The organism is Bradyrhizobium sp. CCGUVB4N (assembly GCF_024199945.1).
In the GTDB taxonomy this organism is placed as follows: Bacteria; Pseudomonadota; Alphaproteobacteria; order Rhizobiales; family Xanthobacteraceae; genus Bradyrhizobium.
In genome coordinates this window covers 2,454,597-2,472,875 of the sequence record NZ_JANADP010000001.1, presented here as the reverse complement: position 1 = coordinate 2,472,875, position 18,279 = coordinate 2,454,597, and the positions used below count along the sequence as shown (strand labels likewise).

12 protein-coding genes are annotated in these 18,279 nt (G+C 61.2%); 10 read left to right on the top strand and 2 right to left on the bottom strand.

Going from position 1 to position 18,279, the window contains the following annotated elements; genetic code table 11:
- Positions 1–50: 50 nt before the first annotated feature.
- Both NLM31_RS11120 and NLM31_RS11115 read left to right on the top strand, forming a co-directional pair.
- Positions 51–1,166, top strand: coding sequence for a glycosyltransferase family 1 protein (locus tag NLM31_RS11120; RefSeq protein ID WP_254192233.1), 1,116 nt, complete (start codon positions 51–53; stop codon positions 1,164–1,166).
- Between the two features lie 67 nt (positions 1,167–1,233).
- The gene (locus tag NLM31_RS11115) at positions 1,234–2,391 is read left to right on the top strand and encodes a glycosyltransferase (protein ID WP_254192232.1); all 1,158 of its coding nucleotides are present in this window, start codon (positions 1,234–1,236) and stop codon (positions 2,389–2,391) included.
- An 11-nt stretch (positions 2,392–2,402) separates the two neighbouring features.
- Here NLM31_RS11115 and NLM31_RS11110 read toward each other — a convergent pair whose 3' ends face one another.
- Positions 2,403–2,540, bottom strand: coding sequence for a hypothetical protein (locus NLM31_RS11110; RefSeq protein ID WP_254192231.1), 138 nt, complete (start codon positions 2,538–2,540; stop codon positions 2,403–2,405).
- Between the two features lie 666 nt (positions 2,541–3,206).
- Between NLM31_RS11110 and NLM31_RS11105 the strand changes: the two genes are divergently transcribed.
- From NLM31_RS11105 to NLM31_RS11080, 6 genes are all read left to right on the top strand, one after another.
- Positions 3,207–4,310, top strand: coding sequence for a polysaccharide biosynthesis/export family protein (locus NLM31_RS11105; RefSeq protein ID WP_254129204.1), 1,104 nt, complete (start codon positions 3,207–3,209; stop codon positions 4,308–4,310).
- Positions 4,311–4,539: 229 nt separating this feature from the next.
- A complete protein-coding gene (locus NLM31_RS11100) occupies positions 4,540–5,727 on the top strand; it encodes a glycosyltransferase family 4 protein (RefSeq protein WP_254129203.1) in 1,188 nt (395 codons plus the stop codon).
- Between the two features lie 51 nt (positions 5,728–5,778).
- On the top strand, positions 5,779–6,978 hold the full coding sequence (locus NLM31_RS11095; protein ID WP_254192230.1) for a glycosyltransferase family 4 protein: 1,200 nt from the start codon (positions 5,779–5,781) through the stop codon (positions 6,976–6,978).
- Positions 6,979–7,113: 135 nt separating this feature from the next.
- Positions 7,114–8,460, top strand: a complete 1,347-nt coding sequence (locus tag NLM31_RS11090) for a hypothetical protein (protein WP_254192229.1) — start codon at positions 7,114–7,116, stop codon at positions 8,458–8,460.
- Between the two features lie 182 nt (positions 8,461–8,642).
- Positions 8,643–10,085, top strand: a complete 1,443-nt coding sequence (locus tag NLM31_RS11085; protein ID WP_254129200.1) for an oligosaccharide flippase family protein — start codon at positions 8,643–8,645, stop codon at positions 10,083–10,085.
- Positions 10,086–10,129: 44 nt separating this feature from the next.
- The gene (locus tag NLM31_RS11080) at positions 10,130–10,876 is read left to right on the top strand and encodes a hypothetical protein (RefSeq protein ID WP_254129199.1); all 747 of its coding nucleotides are present in this window, start codon (positions 10,130–10,132) and stop codon (positions 10,874–10,876) included.
- 35 nt (positions 10,877–10,911) lie between these two features.
- Here NLM31_RS11080 and NLM31_RS11075 read toward each other — a convergent pair whose 3' ends face one another.
- Positions 10,912–12,012, bottom strand: coding sequence for a hypothetical protein (locus NLM31_RS11075; RefSeq protein WP_375167483.1), 1,101 nt, complete (start codon positions 12,010–12,012; stop codon positions 10,912–10,914).
- A gap of 245 nt (positions 12,013–12,257) precedes the next feature.
- Between NLM31_RS11075 and NLM31_RS11070 the strand changes: the two genes are divergently transcribed.
- Positions 12,258–13,370, top strand: coding sequence for a glycosyltransferase (locus tag NLM31_RS11070; RefSeq protein WP_254192227.1), 1,113 nt, complete (start codon positions 12,258–12,260; stop codon positions 13,368–13,370).
- Positions 13,371–13,639: 269 nt separating this feature from the next.
- Positions 13,640–18,250, top strand: coding sequence for an RHS repeat protein (locus NLM31_RS11065; protein WP_254192226.1), 4,611 nt, complete (start codon positions 13,640–13,642; stop codon positions 18,248–18,250).
- The last annotated feature ends 29 nt before the right edge of the window (positions 18,251–18,279 follow it).

The following is an 18,279-nucleotide window of genomic DNA, read 5'->3' as shown; positions in this document are numbered from 1 at the left end:
AGTCTTGAGGCACCAACCGCGCAAGACACGCGCAAAGAAAAAGATCGACTTTGAAACTCTCCATCAACGGCAGGTTCCTGACACAATCGCTGACAGGCGTGCAACGCTATGCCGCCGAGATCGTCAAAGCGATGGACCGCCTGCTCACGAGCGGCAAGGCTGCACAGCAACTCCTGGATGCGGAGTGGCAGATTCTGGTGCCGCCGGATGCCCAGACGCTCGCCGGCCTCGACCGCATCAAGGTGAAACAAGTCGGAACCTTGCGCGGGCACGCGTGGGACCAGGTCGATCTGGCGCGCGCGGCCGCCGGCACGCGCCTCGTCAGCCTCGCCAATTCCGGGCCGGTGCTCCACCGCGACCATCTCGTCGTGATTCACGATGCGCAAGTCTTCAAGCGGCCGGACTTCTTCAGCTGGAAATACCTCGCTCTGCATCGGTCGCTCGGACATTTGCTGGCGCGCACAGCAACCATTGCAACGGTTTCGACGTTTTCACGCAACGAACTTGCCGACGTGCTCTCGCTGGATCCCGGATCGATCCCGATCGTTCCAAACAGTGCGGAGCATTTCGCCTCGGTCGAGCCCGACTTCTCGATCATCGAGAGCCTGCGTCTCGAACCCTACCGATTCTTCCTGTTTGTTGGCTCGATGACGAAGAACAAGAATGTCGACACCGCCATTCGTGCGGCCGAGCGGCTCGGCCGCACCGATGTTCCGCTGGTCGTGGTCGGAGGCGACAACAGCAAGGTCTTTGGCGGCGGCGTGACCGAGCAGAAGGCCGGAATCGTCATCGCCGGCCGCCTCAAGGACGAGCAAGTCGCCGCACTGTTCGCCCGGGCTGCTGCTTTCGTGTTTCCGAGTCTCTACGAGGGCTTCGGCATTCCGCCCCTGGAGGCGATGTACTTCGCCTGCCCGGTGATTGCGAGTTCCGCGGAAGCCGTTCGCGAGACCTGTGCCGACGCCGCCGTCTATTTCGATGCGCTCAACCCTGGCGAGCTATCCGCACGAATGCACGAAAGGATCGATCTCGGCAGGATTTCGCCGGCGGAACAAGCGAAGCAGCGGGAGCGGCTCGCGACCTATTCGTGGACCAAATCGGCCGCCGCCATGCTCGACGTGCTCGCCAAATCGGCTCCGCAGGCCACGTCCAGCGGAGCGGCGCGATGACGCGGCCCAAATATTGCTGCTTGGAGACGGTACACATGGTCTCTGCAAGACAAGGAAGGATCGACCGTTGTCCAGCGGCCTGAAGGTTCTGCATGTCGCCGAAACGGTGAGAGGCGGCATCGCAACCTATCTCAACGAGCTTCATCCGCATCAGAGCGCGAGCTTCGGACGCGGCAACGTCAGCTATGTCGTTCCGTCCGATCATCGCGACGATCTGGTCAACATCGAGGATGAGGCGGTCACCACCTTCCCGCGCGACGGTCGCAACGCGATCGGCCTGTTTGCCATGCTGTCCGCGACCATGCGCGCGGTCCGGCAGCAACGACCGGACATCATTCACCTGCATTCGTCGTTCGCCGGGCTCGTGGTGCGGCCGGTGCTGTGGCTGACCTACCGACGCTCGCGCATCGTCTATTGCCCGCACGGATGGGCCTTCGGCCGCGAGACGGGCCGTCTCAGCCGCGCGGTCACGGAGTTCACCGAGCTCCTGCTGTCGAAGCTGACCCATCGCATCGTCTGCATCTCGGAGAGCGAGCAGGTCGATGCCAGGCGGGTCGGAATCGCGGCAAATCGTCTCGTCCTCGTGCATAACGGGATTTCCAAGCAGCGCCCCGCGCCCGATACGCGCGCAGCATCATGGCGGTCGGAGAAGATCAAGGTCCTGTTCATCGGGCGCCTCGACCGCCAGAAGGGATATGATCTCCTGATCGAGGCGGCCCGCGTGCTCGGAGACACGCTGGATGTGCGCCTGATCGGCGCCTCGGTCGTCAGCAAATTCCGCAGAAGCGACCTGCCCTCCAACGTCTCGCTGCTGGGCTGGATGGATCGCAACCAGATCGAGGCCGAGCTGGATCAGGCGGACATGGTGGCGATTCCGTCGCGCTGGGAGGCATTCGGCCTTGTCGCCATCGAGGCGATGCGGGCGGCCAAGCCAATCATCGCATTCCGCATCGGCGCCCTGCCGGAAATCGTCGAAGACGGCGCCACAGGCGTGCTGTGCGACGAAGTCTCGCCCGAAAAGCTGGTTGAAGGATTCAAGCGCGCAACCAGGCTCGACCTATCTGCAGTCGGCCGGGCCGGATATGAGCGTTTCACCCGCCTCTACGACATCGAGCAGACCCATCGCAACCTGAGCGCGGTCTATGCCGACGTGCTGCAATTGGGCGAGAGCGAGGCCGGCGAGGCCAAGCTGCAGTCCGATTTCCCGAACAATCTGCGACCGTAGAGACCTGTCGATCAGGCCATCCGGCGGGCGTCGTCCCGCGCCAGATCGGCGTCGATGACGCGTTGATCGGAGAACGACCACGCGATCGCGAACATGACGGCCATCGCACAGATGAGAAAGCCGGCCGCGAACAGCCCGGTTTGCAACATTGTCTTCGCCTTCCCTTTTGTTTGCCCGACACCTAGCCGGAACGGGATTAGGAAGACCTTACGGACGCCAGCGTGACGCCAGCTTCCAAATCTAGGGGTTAATGGAGGCGGAATCCCGTGACGGAATTATCGATGCAAATCCTGACGGGCCACAGCGAAGTCCACCGTGTGACCCGCGAAATACAACGCAGGGACGCTCTGATTCGAATTCGACACCTGGAGTTTATCGCTGGAGTTTGCGACGGCGCCGCCTCGCGGAGATGTCGTCGGATGCAACGGTCGCGCTCACGCGCTGCTCGCTGGATGAACCGAGGACCCAATCGTGACATCGATCTGACACTGGCATGTCTAATTTGCGAGTTGCTTAGAAAAGAGCACATCTCGCACAAGATTTGATCAGAAAAATGCTCGTGTACGCGTGTTCACAAGTTGCAATAAGGTCACAGCCATAAGTGCTTTACCATAATCACGAAGACGCAGCAGTGACTCAGTAGCTGGACAGTTGCTACGGTGATTCAGATTTTACGTGTGTACGAGGGAATGACATTGGCTAATACCGAGCAAGCTCACTCGAATTTCGGGATTAGCCGGATTCTGGCCGTTGCTGCGATCAGCATGTCTTTGGCTGGCTGTTCGGGCTTCATTCCGTTAGACGCTCCCGATGCCGTGTCCACGCAAACACATGCGGCGCTCGTCACCGAGCCGACCGCGCCGCTCGCCTATGCCCTGATGCCGGTCAATCCGGCCGTGCTGCAGGCGACCAACGGGTTTACGGACAGCAACGGACTGATCTTCTCGCGCCTCCCCGGCGGCAATTACCGCGACGTCACCATCGGCGTCGGCGACATCGTCACCGTGACCGTGTACGAAGCCCAGGCCGGCGGCCTGTTCATTCCGCGCGAAGCCGGCGTGAGGCCGGGCAACTTCGTCGACATCCCGCGCCAGCAGGTCGACCAGTCCGGCAACATCAACATCCCCTACGCCGGATCGATCAAGGTCTCGGGCCTGACGCCGCGCGCCGTCTCGAACATCATCCGGGAACGCCTCAAGGATCGCGCCATCGATCCGCAAGCGGTCGTGAGCGTCGCAGAACAGCGTGGCAACCAGATCAGCGTGCTCGGTGAAGTCAATTCGCCGCAACGCTTCCCGGTCGACCCGGGCGGCATTCGCCTGATGGGTGCGATCGCGCGCGCCGGCGGCCCGAAATATCCGTCCTACGAGAGCACGATCACGATCAAGCGCGAGGGACGCACCTACAACGAGACGATGTCCTCCGTCGTGCACCATCCGGACCAGGACGTGCTGCTCGCTCCGGGCGACGTCGTCTTCCTGACGCGCATTCCCAGGGTGTACATGGCGTTCGGCTCGACGCCGTCGCCGGGTTCGATCGGCGGCACCAACAACCGCCGCTTCACCTTCGAGAACGACAACATGTCGCTCGCCGAGGCGCTCGCGAAGGCCGGCGGACTCGATGGTTCTCGCGCCGATTCCAAGTCGATCTACGTCTATCGTTTCGAGCCGAAGCCGCTGCTCCAGCAGATCGGTGTCGACGTGTCGCAGTTCCCGACCAAGACCATTCCGGCCGTCTACAAGTTCGACATGAGCAAGCCGGATGGCTGGTTCCAGGCTGACACGTTCAGGATGCGCGACCACGACGTGATCTCGGTCGCTGAATCGCCGTCGACCGAGTTCATCAAGCTCATGGCCCCGCTGGACGCAGCTTCAACGAACGCGTCGAATATCTCCAGCGTCGTGGTCAACTCCAAGTAACGCCACGCTCGAGACTCTCTCTTGCCCGGATCTCGCCACGCGCGAAGATCCGGGTGGGATGTCATGGCCCGCTTCTTGAATATCGTGTGACAATTTCGGCCTCATTCCGACGTGCGCGTTCACGTCGTTTTGGGTTCGAATGCGATTGCAGAGCCAGCTATTGCGTGGCAAGCGAGGTGCACCCCCCGTCTACGATCAACGCATGAGGCGATCGTTGAAGATACTTATCGTGAACACCCTCTATCCTCCCGACATCATGGGCGGAGCAGAGGTATCGGTATCGCTGCTCGCAGAAGCCTTCATGCGCAAGGGCCACCAGGTCGCCGTCGTCTGCCTGCAGGAGGCGGGCGACGTCTCGGTAGGAGATCGCAACGGCATCCGCACCTATCGGGTGCAGATCGACAATACATATTGGCCGTTTGGACAGACGCGGAAACCACCACGGATCGACCGGCTGCGATGGCACTTGCGGGATACCTGGAACAGGCGCGCAGCCAAGCGCTTTGCCGCGATCCTCGACACCGAGAAGCCGGACGTCGTTCACACCAACAATCTGACCGGATTCTCCGTGTCGCTGTGGGCAGAGGCCAAGCGTCGCAATATCCGTGTCGTCCATACGCTGCGCGACTATTCGCTCATCTGCAAACGGTCGACGCTGTTCAGCAAGGGCGACACGTGCAAGGAGCGCTGCCTGGCATGCAAGACGATGACCGTGCCTTATCTCTATGCCTCGCGCATGGTCGATGCGGTGGTCTCCAACAGCCAGTACGTGCTGGACCGGCACCTGAAACCGGGCTTCTTCCCGGGCGTACCTCACAAGGTGATCTACAACATCGCGGACGCCAGCGCGGGACTTGCCCCGCCGTCTCCGGACGCCGACCTGGCTTTCGGCTTCATCGGCCGGATTGAGCCCGAAAAAGGCATCGATGTCGTCCTGAAAGCAGTCTCTCTGCTCCCCGATTCGGGCTGGCAACTCAAAATCGCCGGAAAGGGCCTTGAAGCTTACGTGAGAGAGCTGAAGGGACGGTATGATAATCCGAGGATCAAATGGCTTGGCTTCGTGAAGTCCGCGGAATTTTACTCCGCCGTGGATGTTTGCCTAATTAGCTCGGTTTGGCCTGAGCCATTGCCGCGGACACTGATAGAAAGCATCAATGCCGGACGCGCGACCATTTGCTCAACCGCCGGCGGAATACCAGAAATCTCTCATTTCTCGACGACACTCGGCTCGTACGAGCCAAGTGACCACCACAAACTGGCCGAACTGATGAAGCAGGCAATCAGTGAGGCGGCAAAATGGAAGCAGACTTTCCCGCCTCGGCCTGACTTTGCAGCCAGCTTCACACCGGAAGCTGTCACCGGACAATATCTCGACGTTTATTTGGAAGGCACTTCGAACACCGATGGAGAAAGATGAGAAGAACTCTCGGGGTTCGTTCACAAATGTATATTGGATGAGATCCTTCCCATGAGGATATTGATCACATCGTCACTGTACCCGACACCGGGCGCACCGAAGGTGGTCGGCGGGGCCGAGATATTCGTGCGCCGCATTGCCGAAGGCCTTTTGAAGAGTGGCGATGAAGTCGAAGTCGTTCGCGCCGCCTCGCTGCCTGAGCAGGCGATGGAGACGAGCAACGGCATCGACGTATATTCGGCGCCGGTCCACAACATCTACCGGCCCTTCACCGGACAGCGCAGCGCGCCTGCGCGCGGATTGTGGCACGCGACGGAGGACTGGCGTCAAAACGCTGAACTTGTGGCCAGCATGATCAAGGCATTCAAGCCCGACGTGCTGCACTCGAACAACCTCTCGGGCCTCACCACGGCGGTATGGAAGACGGCGGCCGAGCTCAATGTGCCGGTGCTTCACACGTTGCACGACTACTACCTGACCTGCCCGCGGTGCTCGCGCTTCTCGAAGGGGAAGGCCTGCGAGCATACCTGCATGAGCTGCAGGCTGCTGACCATCAATCGCCGAAGCGCAACCAAATATCTGCGCGGCGTCGTCGGCGTGAGCCAGCGCATCCTCGACATCCATCTGGAGACGGGCCTGTTCGCCGATACGCAGCTGCGCAAGGTCATCCCCCATGCATCGACGATGCCGGTCTCCGCGCCTTCGAAGTATTCCGCGGGTCCCGTCCTGACCCTCGGATTCATCGGCCGTCTGACAGAAGAAAAAGGCATCTACAATCTCATCAAGGCGTTCGCCTATCTTCCCCATGACAAGGTGCGCCTCGTCATCGCGGGCGTCGCGGAGGCGGAGATACAGCACGAGATCCGGGCCATGGCGCCGAAGGCGAGGATCGAGTTTCTCGGCTTCGTCGAGCCCGAGACATTCTACCGTCAGATCGACGTCGTCGTGATTCCGCCGATCTGGGAGGAGCCGGGCCCGCTCGTCGTTGCTGACGCGCAAGCCGCACGAAAGCCTTTCCTCGGAACGCAATTCGGCGGAATTCCCGAGGCCGTGAAGCGCGGCGCCGTCGGCTGGCTGACCGCGCCCGATCCGAAGTCGCTCGCGGACAGCATTCTGCGCATCATGTCGAATCCCGCGGAGCTGGCGGCGATGGTCGACAAGCTCAACGAAAAGAACAACCATCGGACATTCACCGATGTCATCGCCGAATATCGCGACGCCTTCGAGCTCCTGAGCCGGCACAAGCAATAGCCCTGGGATGACCGGTTTGCGCAACGAGCCCATTCCGTCCTGCGCCTCAGCCCGCGGCCTGAACCTCCCATGACCCGTCTGTTCGCGCTTGTCGGCGTCGTCTACCAGAGTGCGGCGGCGATCATCCTCATCTTTGTGCTCGGCCGCATCCTCTCGCCGCTCGCTTACGCCAGTTTCTCCCTCACGCTCGCCTCCAGTCAGCTGCTCAGCGTGCTGATGTTCGAATGGCTGCAACTGGCCGGCGTGCGCTTTCTGGCCGCCGCCATGCCGGACGACGCGGCGCGACTGAGAACGTCCCTGTTCGGCGCCGCGCTCGCCAGCGCGCTCGCGCTTCTGGTGATCGGGGGCCTCGCCGTGTCGATCGCGACTCCGATCGCCACGAGCGTAGGTCTGGTCGGCCTTGCACTGGCCGTAGCGCAGGGCGCGACCGATCTCCACTTCATGGTTGTCCGCGTCTCGCACCGGCTTGGCGCAGCCGCGTTTCTGCTCATTCTGCGAGCCACGCTGATGGTGGGCGGCGCGACGGCCGCAGCGTGGCTGTACGGCACGGCGCAGGCGGCGCTGCTCGGCATGCTGGGCGCGCAAATCGCCAGCCTGATCGCCGGGCAGTTGCTGCATCCTCACAAACTTCAGAAGGTAACGCGCCCGACCCTGCTGGAGGATTGGAGCGGCTTCGCCGGCTACGGGATGCTTGCCGCCGGCGCCTCGGTGCTCCACCTTTCGGTCCCGGTCTCGATACGCTTCGTCGTCGTTTCAGCGCTGGGCGCAAGCGCTCCCGCGGTCACCGCGGGCTTCTCGATGGCGATCGATCTGCTGCAGCGGCCGTTTGCAGTGCTGGTCGCGGCCATCCACACCGTCAACTATCCCGAAGTCGTCCATCAATATGAGCGCGGCAGTGCCGACGACTCCCGCGCGGCCGTCGCCCATCTGCTCGATTTCATCATATGCGCCACGTTGGTGATGCTCGGCGGCCTGATCGGCTTTCTGCCGGACGCGGGACAATTATTCGTTCCGGCGCCCATTCTGGCGAGCTTTCTCCAGACCTCGGTGGCCGCGGCCGGCTTCTATTTCATGCACTGCCATCTGCAATCCACGCTCGCGATTACGCCCCATCTGACGAAGTCCGCCACGCGTCTCGTCGTCGTCGCCCTCTGCCAATTGCTGCTCGTCCTCGCAATAGCCGCGCCGACGCAGGCGATCACGGGAGCGCCGACCTATGTCCTGGTCGGTGCGATCATCGCAACCGGGATCGTCATCGTGCTCGCGGCTGGACCCATGATGCGGTTCGGCGCAACCCCGCGATGGGGGCTCGTCGCAGCATCCGTCGCGGGCGCCACGCTCATCGGCGCATTTTCGGCGGTGCCCTCGGCGTCCGCGCTTGGGCTGGTTGCGAAGATTGTGGCCGCAACCGCCATCGTCGCGCTCCTCGCGTGGAAAGGGCGCTTCCTCGAGCCCGCCGGCGCATCCCGATCGGATGTGTAACGACAGCGTGACGCCGCGATGCTCGCCAGAATGAAAAATGGCCTGCCCAACAACTTGGCAATGCCTGCTGCCCGATTGCTTGTCTTGCCAGTTGTGCATGTGCGAGATAAACGCGCGGGTGCAGGGCTGGGCCGCATGGAACCTGAGTGGGCGTCATCCCGTGGCGCCCGGAGATCGACGTAATGCTGAAAAACCTGCTGTCGATGTCCGGCATGAACGTTCTCAAATCCGGCCTGCAGTTCGCGATGACCGTCATGATGACGTATTTCGCGGCACCGGCCGAATTCGGCCTCGTCACCTTTTCACTGCCGTTCGTCGGATTCATCGCGCTGTTGACCGATCTGGGCATGTCGAGCGCCATGGTGCAGCGGCAAACGCTCGATCGCGACGACGCGGGCGCCGCGATCACGCTGATCTGCGCCATCGGCCTGCTCTGCGCCGTGATCCTGGCGATCATCTCCGCGCCTCTCGCCGCAGGTCTCGAGATGGAGGGATTGGGAAGCGTGCTCGCCACGCTGTCGATTTCGGTGGTGCTCTCCATTGCCGCCCTCGGCCCGCGCGCCGTGCTGGAACGGCACCTGCGCTACCAGGTCGTGGCCAGCGTCGAGATCGTCGCCGTCATCGTTTCGGTGCTCACATGCGTTCTCGGCGCTTTCCTGGGCTGGGGCGTCTGGGCGCTGGTTGCCTATTACGTGGTGGTCCAGATCGTTCGTGCCGCGGCCTTCGCCATCATCGCGCGCAAGGATGTGCAGCTCAACTTTCAATGGGGCCGCGTGCGTTCGATCCTGACCTTCGGCGGTTGGGTGCTGGCGAGCAATCTGCTCAACTTTGCCGGTCGCGCGGTTGGCAACGTCCTGATCGGCGGCGCGGTGGGCGCGGCCGCCGTCGGTCTGTACGGTCTGGCTTACCAGATCATGATCCTGCCGCTGATGGTGATCACCTGGCCCGGCAGCGGCGTGCTCATGGCGACGCTCAGCCGTCAGGCCGCCAAAGGATCGCTGCAGGAGCGCAACGAGATCATTTGCGGCGTGCTGTCGCTGACGGCGGCCGTGGTCTTTCCCGGCATGCTCTATCTCACGTTCGGCGCCGACTATCTTTTCACCGCGTTCTTTCCGGCCAAATGGACCGGCATCATTCCGCTGGTCGGGCTGATGTCGATAGCCGGCGCCGCGCAGTCGATCACCGCCTATAGCGGCGCCATGCTGCTGTCGCGGGGCAAGGCTCAGCTGCAATTCTGGGTTTCGACCGCGAACAGCATCTCGACCATCGTGGCGTTCGTCATCGGCCTGAGATTCGGGCTGATCGGGATCATCAAGATCTATCTTGCGGTGACGCTCATCGTGTCCGTCGCCACGATGCTGATCACCTCCTGGGAGACCAGGCTGCCGGTATTCGATCTGGTCAAGGCGCTTGCGCCCGCAACCGTCGCCACGCTGCTCGGCCTCGTTGCCGCAAATCGCGTCATGGAGATGGCCGCCACGCCGAAGTCGGCCTGGCTGCTCGGCACGACCGCATACGTCCTGACGATCGCGATCAGCTACCTGCTGTTTCATCGGCAACTGGCACGGAGCCTGCTCGGCCTGCGGGATCTCGAACTGAACAAGGAGCGCGTCGCTGCAACCTAGCCATCCCGCCGCGAGAGATTGATGAGATGACATCGAAAGGACCCATGAATATCCTGATCATGACGGCGACCATCACGCCGAAAGCCGACGTGCGAAGCCTCGGCCGGAAGGATCCCGCCCTCCGCCGCAAGGACTATGAAGACGCGCTCTGGTTCTACGGCCGGCTGGTCGGCCAGTGCATCGACCAGATCGTCTTCGTCGAGAACTCGGAATCCGACTTGTCCAGTCTCGAGGCCATCGCCAAGCAGTTGAACATCGTCGACAAGATCGAGTTCATTTCCTTTCCCGGGCTCGACTATCCCCAGATGTACGGCCGCGGCTACGGCGAGCTGTTCCTGCTCGACTACGCGATGGCGAACTCGCGCTTCATCAGGGAATGCGACGCCGACACGCCGATCTGGAAGATGACCGGCCGCTATATCGTCCTGAATCTGGCCAAGCTGATCCAGAAAACCCCGAAGGGGTTCGCTTTCTACGTCAACATGCGGAACTACCCCAAAAGGGTGGTCGACATGTACATGATGGCGTGGACCAAGGCTGGCTATCGCCAATACCTGCAGGGCAAGTGCAAGCTCTACGAGGAGACGTCCGCCGCCGCGTTCCCCGAAAAGGCGCTGCGCGATGATTTCGAGGCCGCGCCGAAGACGTCAAAATTCCTTCCACGGTTCCGGACGGTGCCGCTCGTGAGCGGCATCCGCGGGCTCGACAACAAGGGATATGCAACCGACAACATCTGGAAGTTCTATATCCGGGTCGCCCTGGACACCGTCTGTCCATGGCTCTGGATCTAGACCCGATGTGCCCCTAGACGCGGCACGTGCCGCGTCTACATTCCGCGCTTGTTGAGTTCTTCAGCCTCGTGCGGCGCGAGCTCCTTTCCCGCAAAACGTGACACCATGTAGAGCGGGATCTTCGGCGTCTTGAGGTCATACATCAGGCCGAAGCGGTTTTCCGGCGGGGCCTTCTTCGGCTCGTCGAACAGCTCGTAGATCAGCACGCTCTCGACGTCGGCATCGACCTGATTGGCGATGAAGCTCAACGTGGCGTGCAGGCTCTTGTAGCACGTTTCGGTGAGAGGCTTTCCGGCCTCGTTCTCGTAAGCGGGCTTGTAGATCTCAGCGCAATTCACCTCGTTGAAGACCACCGGCTTGCCATAGGTCGCGAGCTTCTTGAACAGATTGTAGGGCTGCCTGCTGCCGCCCCAGGCGCGGTTCGGATTCTGATTCAGGACTTCATAATAGTGATAGGAGATGACATCGAATCCAACGCCCTTCGACGCCATGAAGTCGAGGAAGCCGAACATCGTCGACGTGGTGTTGAGCACCCGTCGCAAATGCGTCCCGTGCTCGCGATTGATCTTGTCGATCGCATCCGACATGCCCTTGAGGACCGCGACCCAGTCGTTCATGACCGGCATGTCGAATTCCTCGGCGGTCCAGCCGTGGCCGTAGAGCTTCTTGCCGCTGGAATCCAGCGCCAGAAGGTTGATCTCGTTGCCCATCTCCCAATCGTTGATCTGGTCCTTGAAATTGATCACGAAGGTGTAAGTTCTCGAATAGGCCTGCTGATACAGCGCATTCCAGTCGCCGGCCGGATACTTGCCTCCGTCGGTGCGATCGCCCCAGGCAAACGGAGTAGCCAGGATCGGCTTGAGCGTGATGCCGTAGGTCTTGGCCAGCGCCAGCATGTCCCGGTACATCTGGACCTCGTAGGGATCGGTATCCCGCGCGAGATTTGCAGCGACGCGGTATTGCGTGAGCCCGCGGGCTCGCATGACCTCAAAGACCGCCTTCAGATCGACGCGCCGTGCGTCGGGACCATCGACCCCCCAGGTGAGCGGACCCGCGCTGGCTTTCTCGATGGATGCCACCAGACCAAGCGTCAGCAGCACCACGGCCAGAAACATTCTCTTCACTGCCACGAACATCGCGCCTCCATGCGCCCGAGAAACTGCATGCATCCGATTCCGATCCACCATCACCTGCATCTGCGCGACCGACCTTCACAATATGATCACAATGAGTCCTCACCGGCAAAGCGCGGCCGCTGTCGGAGCGAACATACGTTTGCACGCTTTTGTGGCGAAAATTGCCGGAGGAATTGCCGTTCCAATTCGACTGAGTATCTATAATGTCGCCCGAATGGAACGACTTAACGCCAAGCGAGAGTAAATTGTCGAACGCTCCCCTCGAATCGAAGCCACCGATCGTCCTCAATCGCTCGACCGAAGCGGGGCGCTCGGTCGCATGTGTCATCGTGACATACGGACGACGCGAGCAGCTGGTGCGGCGGACCGTTGCCGCCGTTCAGGCCAGCCCCGCGGTCAAACGCGTGATCGTGGTCGACAATGGATGCAACCGGCCGGTGATGGTTGACGATTTCGCAACCATGCCTCCCGTCGACGTTGTCAGGCTCGATTCAAATCTGGGATCGGCCGGCGGCTTTCACGCCGGCATCACCGCGGCCCAGCGGCTCGAGGACGACGATTTGGGGTTCGTCCTCATTCTGGACGACGATAATGTCGGCGAGGACGGCTTCCTGGATCGCCTACTCGCGCTGCATACGGCGCTCGGCGCGACGGACGATATCGGGCTGTGCGCATTGCGCAGGCATCGGGGCATCTATCCGACCCTGCTCGCCGATCAGAACGCCGTGGCCATCCGCGCCAACTCGTTCCTGAACTTTCATCTCGCCTCGCTTCCGTCGAAACTATGGCGGCGGTTTGCGCGGTCCGCGCGGCGGAATCCGGACAATTACGGGGAGTTTCATCTGCGCCGGATCGAGACCGCGCCGTATGGCGGGCTTCTGCTGCCGATCGGCGCGGTCCGGAAGGTTTCGCCTCCGAACAAGGAGTTCGTTCTCTATAGCGACGACCACGACTACTCGCTGCGCCTGATGGACGCCGGCATCGCCATCTATCTGACGGATGTCGGCTGCATCAACGACGCGGAAGAATCCTGGGACAAGAAGCCGAGCGCCAGCGCGCGCAGCGCGCTCGTCAGCCCCGACGCACCGGCGTGGCGACTCTATTATGCCTGCCGGAACCGGATCTTGATTGAGAAACGGTATACAACCTCCCCGATTGTCTATCGAATCAATCGAACGAGCTACGTTGGCCTGCTCGCGATCGAGGCAATCCTGGCTTACCGCAGCCTCAATGGTGCCAGAGAGGCGCTTCGTCCGCTGCTCGAAGCCATCGCCGACGGCGACGCGCAGCGACTTGGGTGGCGAACCGAGTATCAATTGCCGGGCGCATCACCATCGAGCACTGCGTCCGCGCATTAGCGCGCGACGAATCATTTTCGATTGCGCAAACGATTCACGCGGCTGTCATGGAACATTCCGTAGAACGACGGGCCAATTGTGAATCGTAATTAGGCAATCGCGTCTAGTTCCTGCGAGGAACAAGCAGTGTCGCGCAATGTGCTGAAAATACTTGCAGTTCGTTCCGCGAAAAGCCGCGGATATCTACATCTTTAGCCTTCTTTCTAACGTCACTGACAAACTCTGCCGCTACGCATGGAGCAACACAGCGGGCATCACCAGAGTAAGTCATGGCGACCATCACCAGCAGCGATCAAACTGTTCTCTCGGCAAGCGCGTTCACAAGTTCAATCGGCGTCAACACGCACGTGTCATATGCGTGGGGCAGCTACAACAATCTGGCTCTCGTCGAAGCCGATCTCAAATATCTCGGCGTCACCACGCTTCGTGACGGTTTGACGAACATCCCGGCGGCGCAGCCGGTGCTCGACGGCCTGGCGAACGACGGATACAAGTTCGACCTCGGCGTCTCGTCGTCGATCCCCGCAACGGGTTCCGCGGGCCTGCAGCAATACATCGCCGCGCTCGATGCGTTCGAGGCGGCACACCCGGGCAGCATCATCGCGCTCGAAGGCCTGAACGAGGTCAACCTCCAGGCGTTCAGCTACAACGGCAGTTCGACGATCGAAGCGGCCGCGCAATTCCAGCAGGCGCTCTACACCGCGATCAAGGCCGATGCGAACCTTTCCAAGCTTCCGGTCTACAATCTGACCCTCGCCTACGACGATCCCAACGATTTCGCCAAGCTCGGAAATCTCGGCGCGTCCTCGGACTACGCCAACACCCACGCCTATGTCAGCACCGGCACCACACCGGGCGCCGCGCTGGCGTCTGCGCTGAACCTCGCAACCTCGGTGTCTCCCGGCGATCCTACGGTGATCACCGAAACCGGCTACACCACGCTGAGCACCACGCCGTATCTCGGCGTGAACGAGTCGGTGCAAGCCAAGTCGATCCTCAACACCTTGATGGACGCCTTCAAGGACGGTGTCGGCACGACTTATCTCTACGAGCTGCTCGACCGCAATTCGTCGAGCAGCGATACCAATGCGCAGAGCCATTTCGGACTGTTCTACGACGACGGCACGCCCAAGCTGGCGGCCACCGCCGTCCACAATCTGACGACGATTCTCAACGATGACGGAACTGGCAGCGGCCAGCCGACGAGCCCGCTGAGCTACACGCTGAGCAACATGCCGGACTCCGGCAACAGCATGGTGCTCGGCAAGAGCAACGGCGCCTACGATCTGGTCGTCTGGGCCGAGCCCAAGGTTTGGGATCCGAAGACCAACACCGAGATCAGCAATCCGAGCCAGACCGTCACGGTAGAGCTCGACGGCGTGCATCAGTCCATCAAGGTCTATGACCCGACCAGTGGAACCGACCCGATCGAGACCTTCACCAATGTCAGCTCGTTCACGATTCCCGTGAGCGATCACCCCATCATCATCGAGATCGACGGCGTGGCCCGCGCCCCCTCGAATCCGGCCCAGGCCACCGACGTGACCGGCACGGCCGCCACGATCGTCGCGGAGCTCGCCGATCTCTCTGCATCCCCCACCCTGCATTCGATCACGCTGACCGACACCCACGTGCTCGCCGTCGCGTCGGTGTCGACGATGAATTACATCATCTCGCACTACGGCAACGCGCTCGCGGCGATCCAGGGCGGCTACTCCTTCTCCGTCACAACCTCGACGTCGAGCTGGAGCGAGACGAAGTTCTTCAATTCATCCGGCACACAGACGGGAACGCAGACGTCGAACTTCAGTAACGGCGTCATCACCAGCAAATCGCTCGTCAACGTCGACGGGAGCAGCGACACGCTTCTTTACGCGGCTGGCGTGAAGACGCAGGAAACCATCGTCAGCACGGGCGGTGCGAAGCAGATCATCAACTACAATTCGGACGGCAGTATCTCGAGCGAGACTGTCTACGGCTCGGACAAATCCACGACCACGACGGTTTACGCCAACGGTTTGAAGTCCAAGGTCTATGTGACCAATGCCGACGGCACACATACCAACACGTTCTACGGCATCACCGGGCAGGCATACGTCACTCAGATCCAGACCACTAAGGCTGATGGAACGATGACTTCCATCACCCAACTGCACGCCGACGGCACGACGCAGTACACCAAGGTGCTCAACGCCGACGGCAGCACCACCACGGGCCTATACAATACCGCCGGCCAGAAGACGTCGGAAGTGCGCAACTATACCGACGGATCGAGCCTGACCACGAACTACAACACATCTGGCGTCGTAACCCAGACCATCGCCAAGGCCGCCGACGGCGGCGCGACCACGACCAATTACAGTGCGAGCGTTCTGACCTCGATCTACATCACCGGCGCTGACGGCACCAAGGAAACCAAGCTTTTTACAGCCGGCGTGATCGCCAGCGACCTCATCCAGAAGACCGACGGATCGTCGTCGATGACGGTGTATGCCAACGGCGTCAAATCCAAGGTGTACGTCACCAACGCCGACGGCACCCACACCAACACTTTCTACAATATCACCGGCCAAGCCTACACGACGCAGATCCAGACGACCAAGACCGATGGAACGGTGATCACCATCACCCAACTGCACGCCGACGGCACGACGCAGTACACCAAGATCACCAATGCGGACGGCGGCACGACCACCGGCTTCTACAATACGGCCGGGCAGAAAATCACAACCGTCCAGAATTATAAGGACGGGTCCAGCCTGACCACGACCTACAACACATCAGGGGTCGCGACGCAGACGGTCTCCAAGGCGGTCAACGGCGACGCCACGACAACGAATCTCAGCGCGGGCGTTCCGACGTCGGTCTACATCATCAACGCCGACGGCAGCAAGGAAACCAAGCTGTACGCAGCCGGCGTGATCACCAGCGATCTCGTCCAGAAGACCGACGGATCGTCGTCGATGACGGTCTATGTCAGCGGCGTGAAATCGAAGGTGTATGTCACCAACGCCGACGGCACCCACACCAACACCTTCTACAACATCACCGGCCAGCCCTATACGACCCAGATCCAGACCACCAAGGCCGACGGAACGATCACGGCCTTCACCAATCTGCATGCCGACGGCACGACCCAGTACACCAAGATCACCAATTTGGATGGCAGCACCACCACCGGCCTCTACAACACCGCCGGCCAGAAGATCACGGAGGTGCGCAACTACACCGACGGATCTAGCCTCACGACGACCTACAACACGTCGGGGGTCGCGACGCAGACCGTGGCCAAGGCCACCAACGGCACCGTCACGACCACCAATCTCAGCGCAGGTGTACAGACCTCGATCTACATCACCAACGCTGACGGCAGCAAAGAAACCAAGCTGTTCACAGCCGGCGTGATCGCCAGCGATCTCGTCCAGAAGACCGACGGGTCGTCGACCATGACGGTGTTCGCCAGCGGCGTGAAATCGAAGGTGTACGTTACCAACGCCGACGGCACCCACACCAACACTTTCTACAACATCACCGGCCAGGCCTATACGACCGAGATCCAGACGACCAAGGCCGACGGCACCGTCACGGCGATCACCGACCTCCACGCGGATGGCAGCTTGCAGTACAGCAAGGTTGTCAACGCCGACGGCAGCACCACCACCGACCAGTACGACAGCACCGGGCACAAGACGACCGAGGTCGTCAACTACGCCGATGGATCGACACTGACCTCCATCTACAATACGGCAGGTGTGGTCACGCAGACGGTCGCGAAAGCCGGCGGGAACACCACGACGACCAACTACAGCGGCGACGTGAAAGCATCTGTCTACATCGTCAACGCAGATGGCTCGAAGGAGTCTGATCTCTATACGTCTGGTCACCTGACCAGCACGCTGGTCCAAAAGACCGACGGATCGTCGTTGACCACGGTCTACACCAATGACGTCAAGACAGCGACGTATGAAACGCATGCCGATGGCACTCACACCAACACCGCCTACAACGTCACCGGCAAGGCCTACACGACCGAAATCCAGCAGACCAAGGCGGACGGCACCATCACCTCGATCACCGATCTGCACGCCGACGGCACCCTACAATACAGCAAGGTCGTCAACTCGGACGGCAGCATCACGACGGATCTGTACGACTCGACCGGTCATAAGACGACCGAAGTGCAGAACTACACCGACGGTTCGACCCTGTCGTCGACCTACGATACGACCGGCAGCGTGACCCAGACGGTGGCAAAGGCCAACGGCAACACCACGACGACCAACTTCAGCGCCGGGGTCAAGACGTCGGTCTACATCACCAATGCCGACGGCTCGAAGGACACCCAGACCTATTCGAGCGGCAAGATCGCCAGCGACTACGTCCAGAACACCGACGGCTCGAACGCGACGACCGTTTACACGGACGGCGTCAAGGCGAAGATGTACGTCAACAATGCCGACGGCTCGCACGACAATTTCTACTTCAACGCGACCAACACGGAGCACGACTCCTACAACACGGCCGGCAACCTGGCTTATGTCGACATCCTGAACTCGGACGGCACGCACAATTCGTCGGCCAAGGTCGCCGGCATCACGCTGACCGGCGGCACCGGAAACGACACCTTCGCGGTGGCCGGCGCCGGATCGACCACGATCTCGTTCAGCGGTGGCAGCGACACGGTGAACGGCTTCCACGCCGGATCGGCCACGGGCCACGACACGGTCGCCATCGCCAAGCTGATGGCCACCGACTACAGCCAGCTCCAGCTCAGCCAGTCCGGTGCCGACACCCTGATCCACGTCACGGCGAACGACACCATCCTGCTGAAGAACGTCGTTGCCGCGAACGTGACCAGCAGCGACTTCATGTTCGTCTGATCGAGCCGGGATTGCGTGCGGCGAACGCC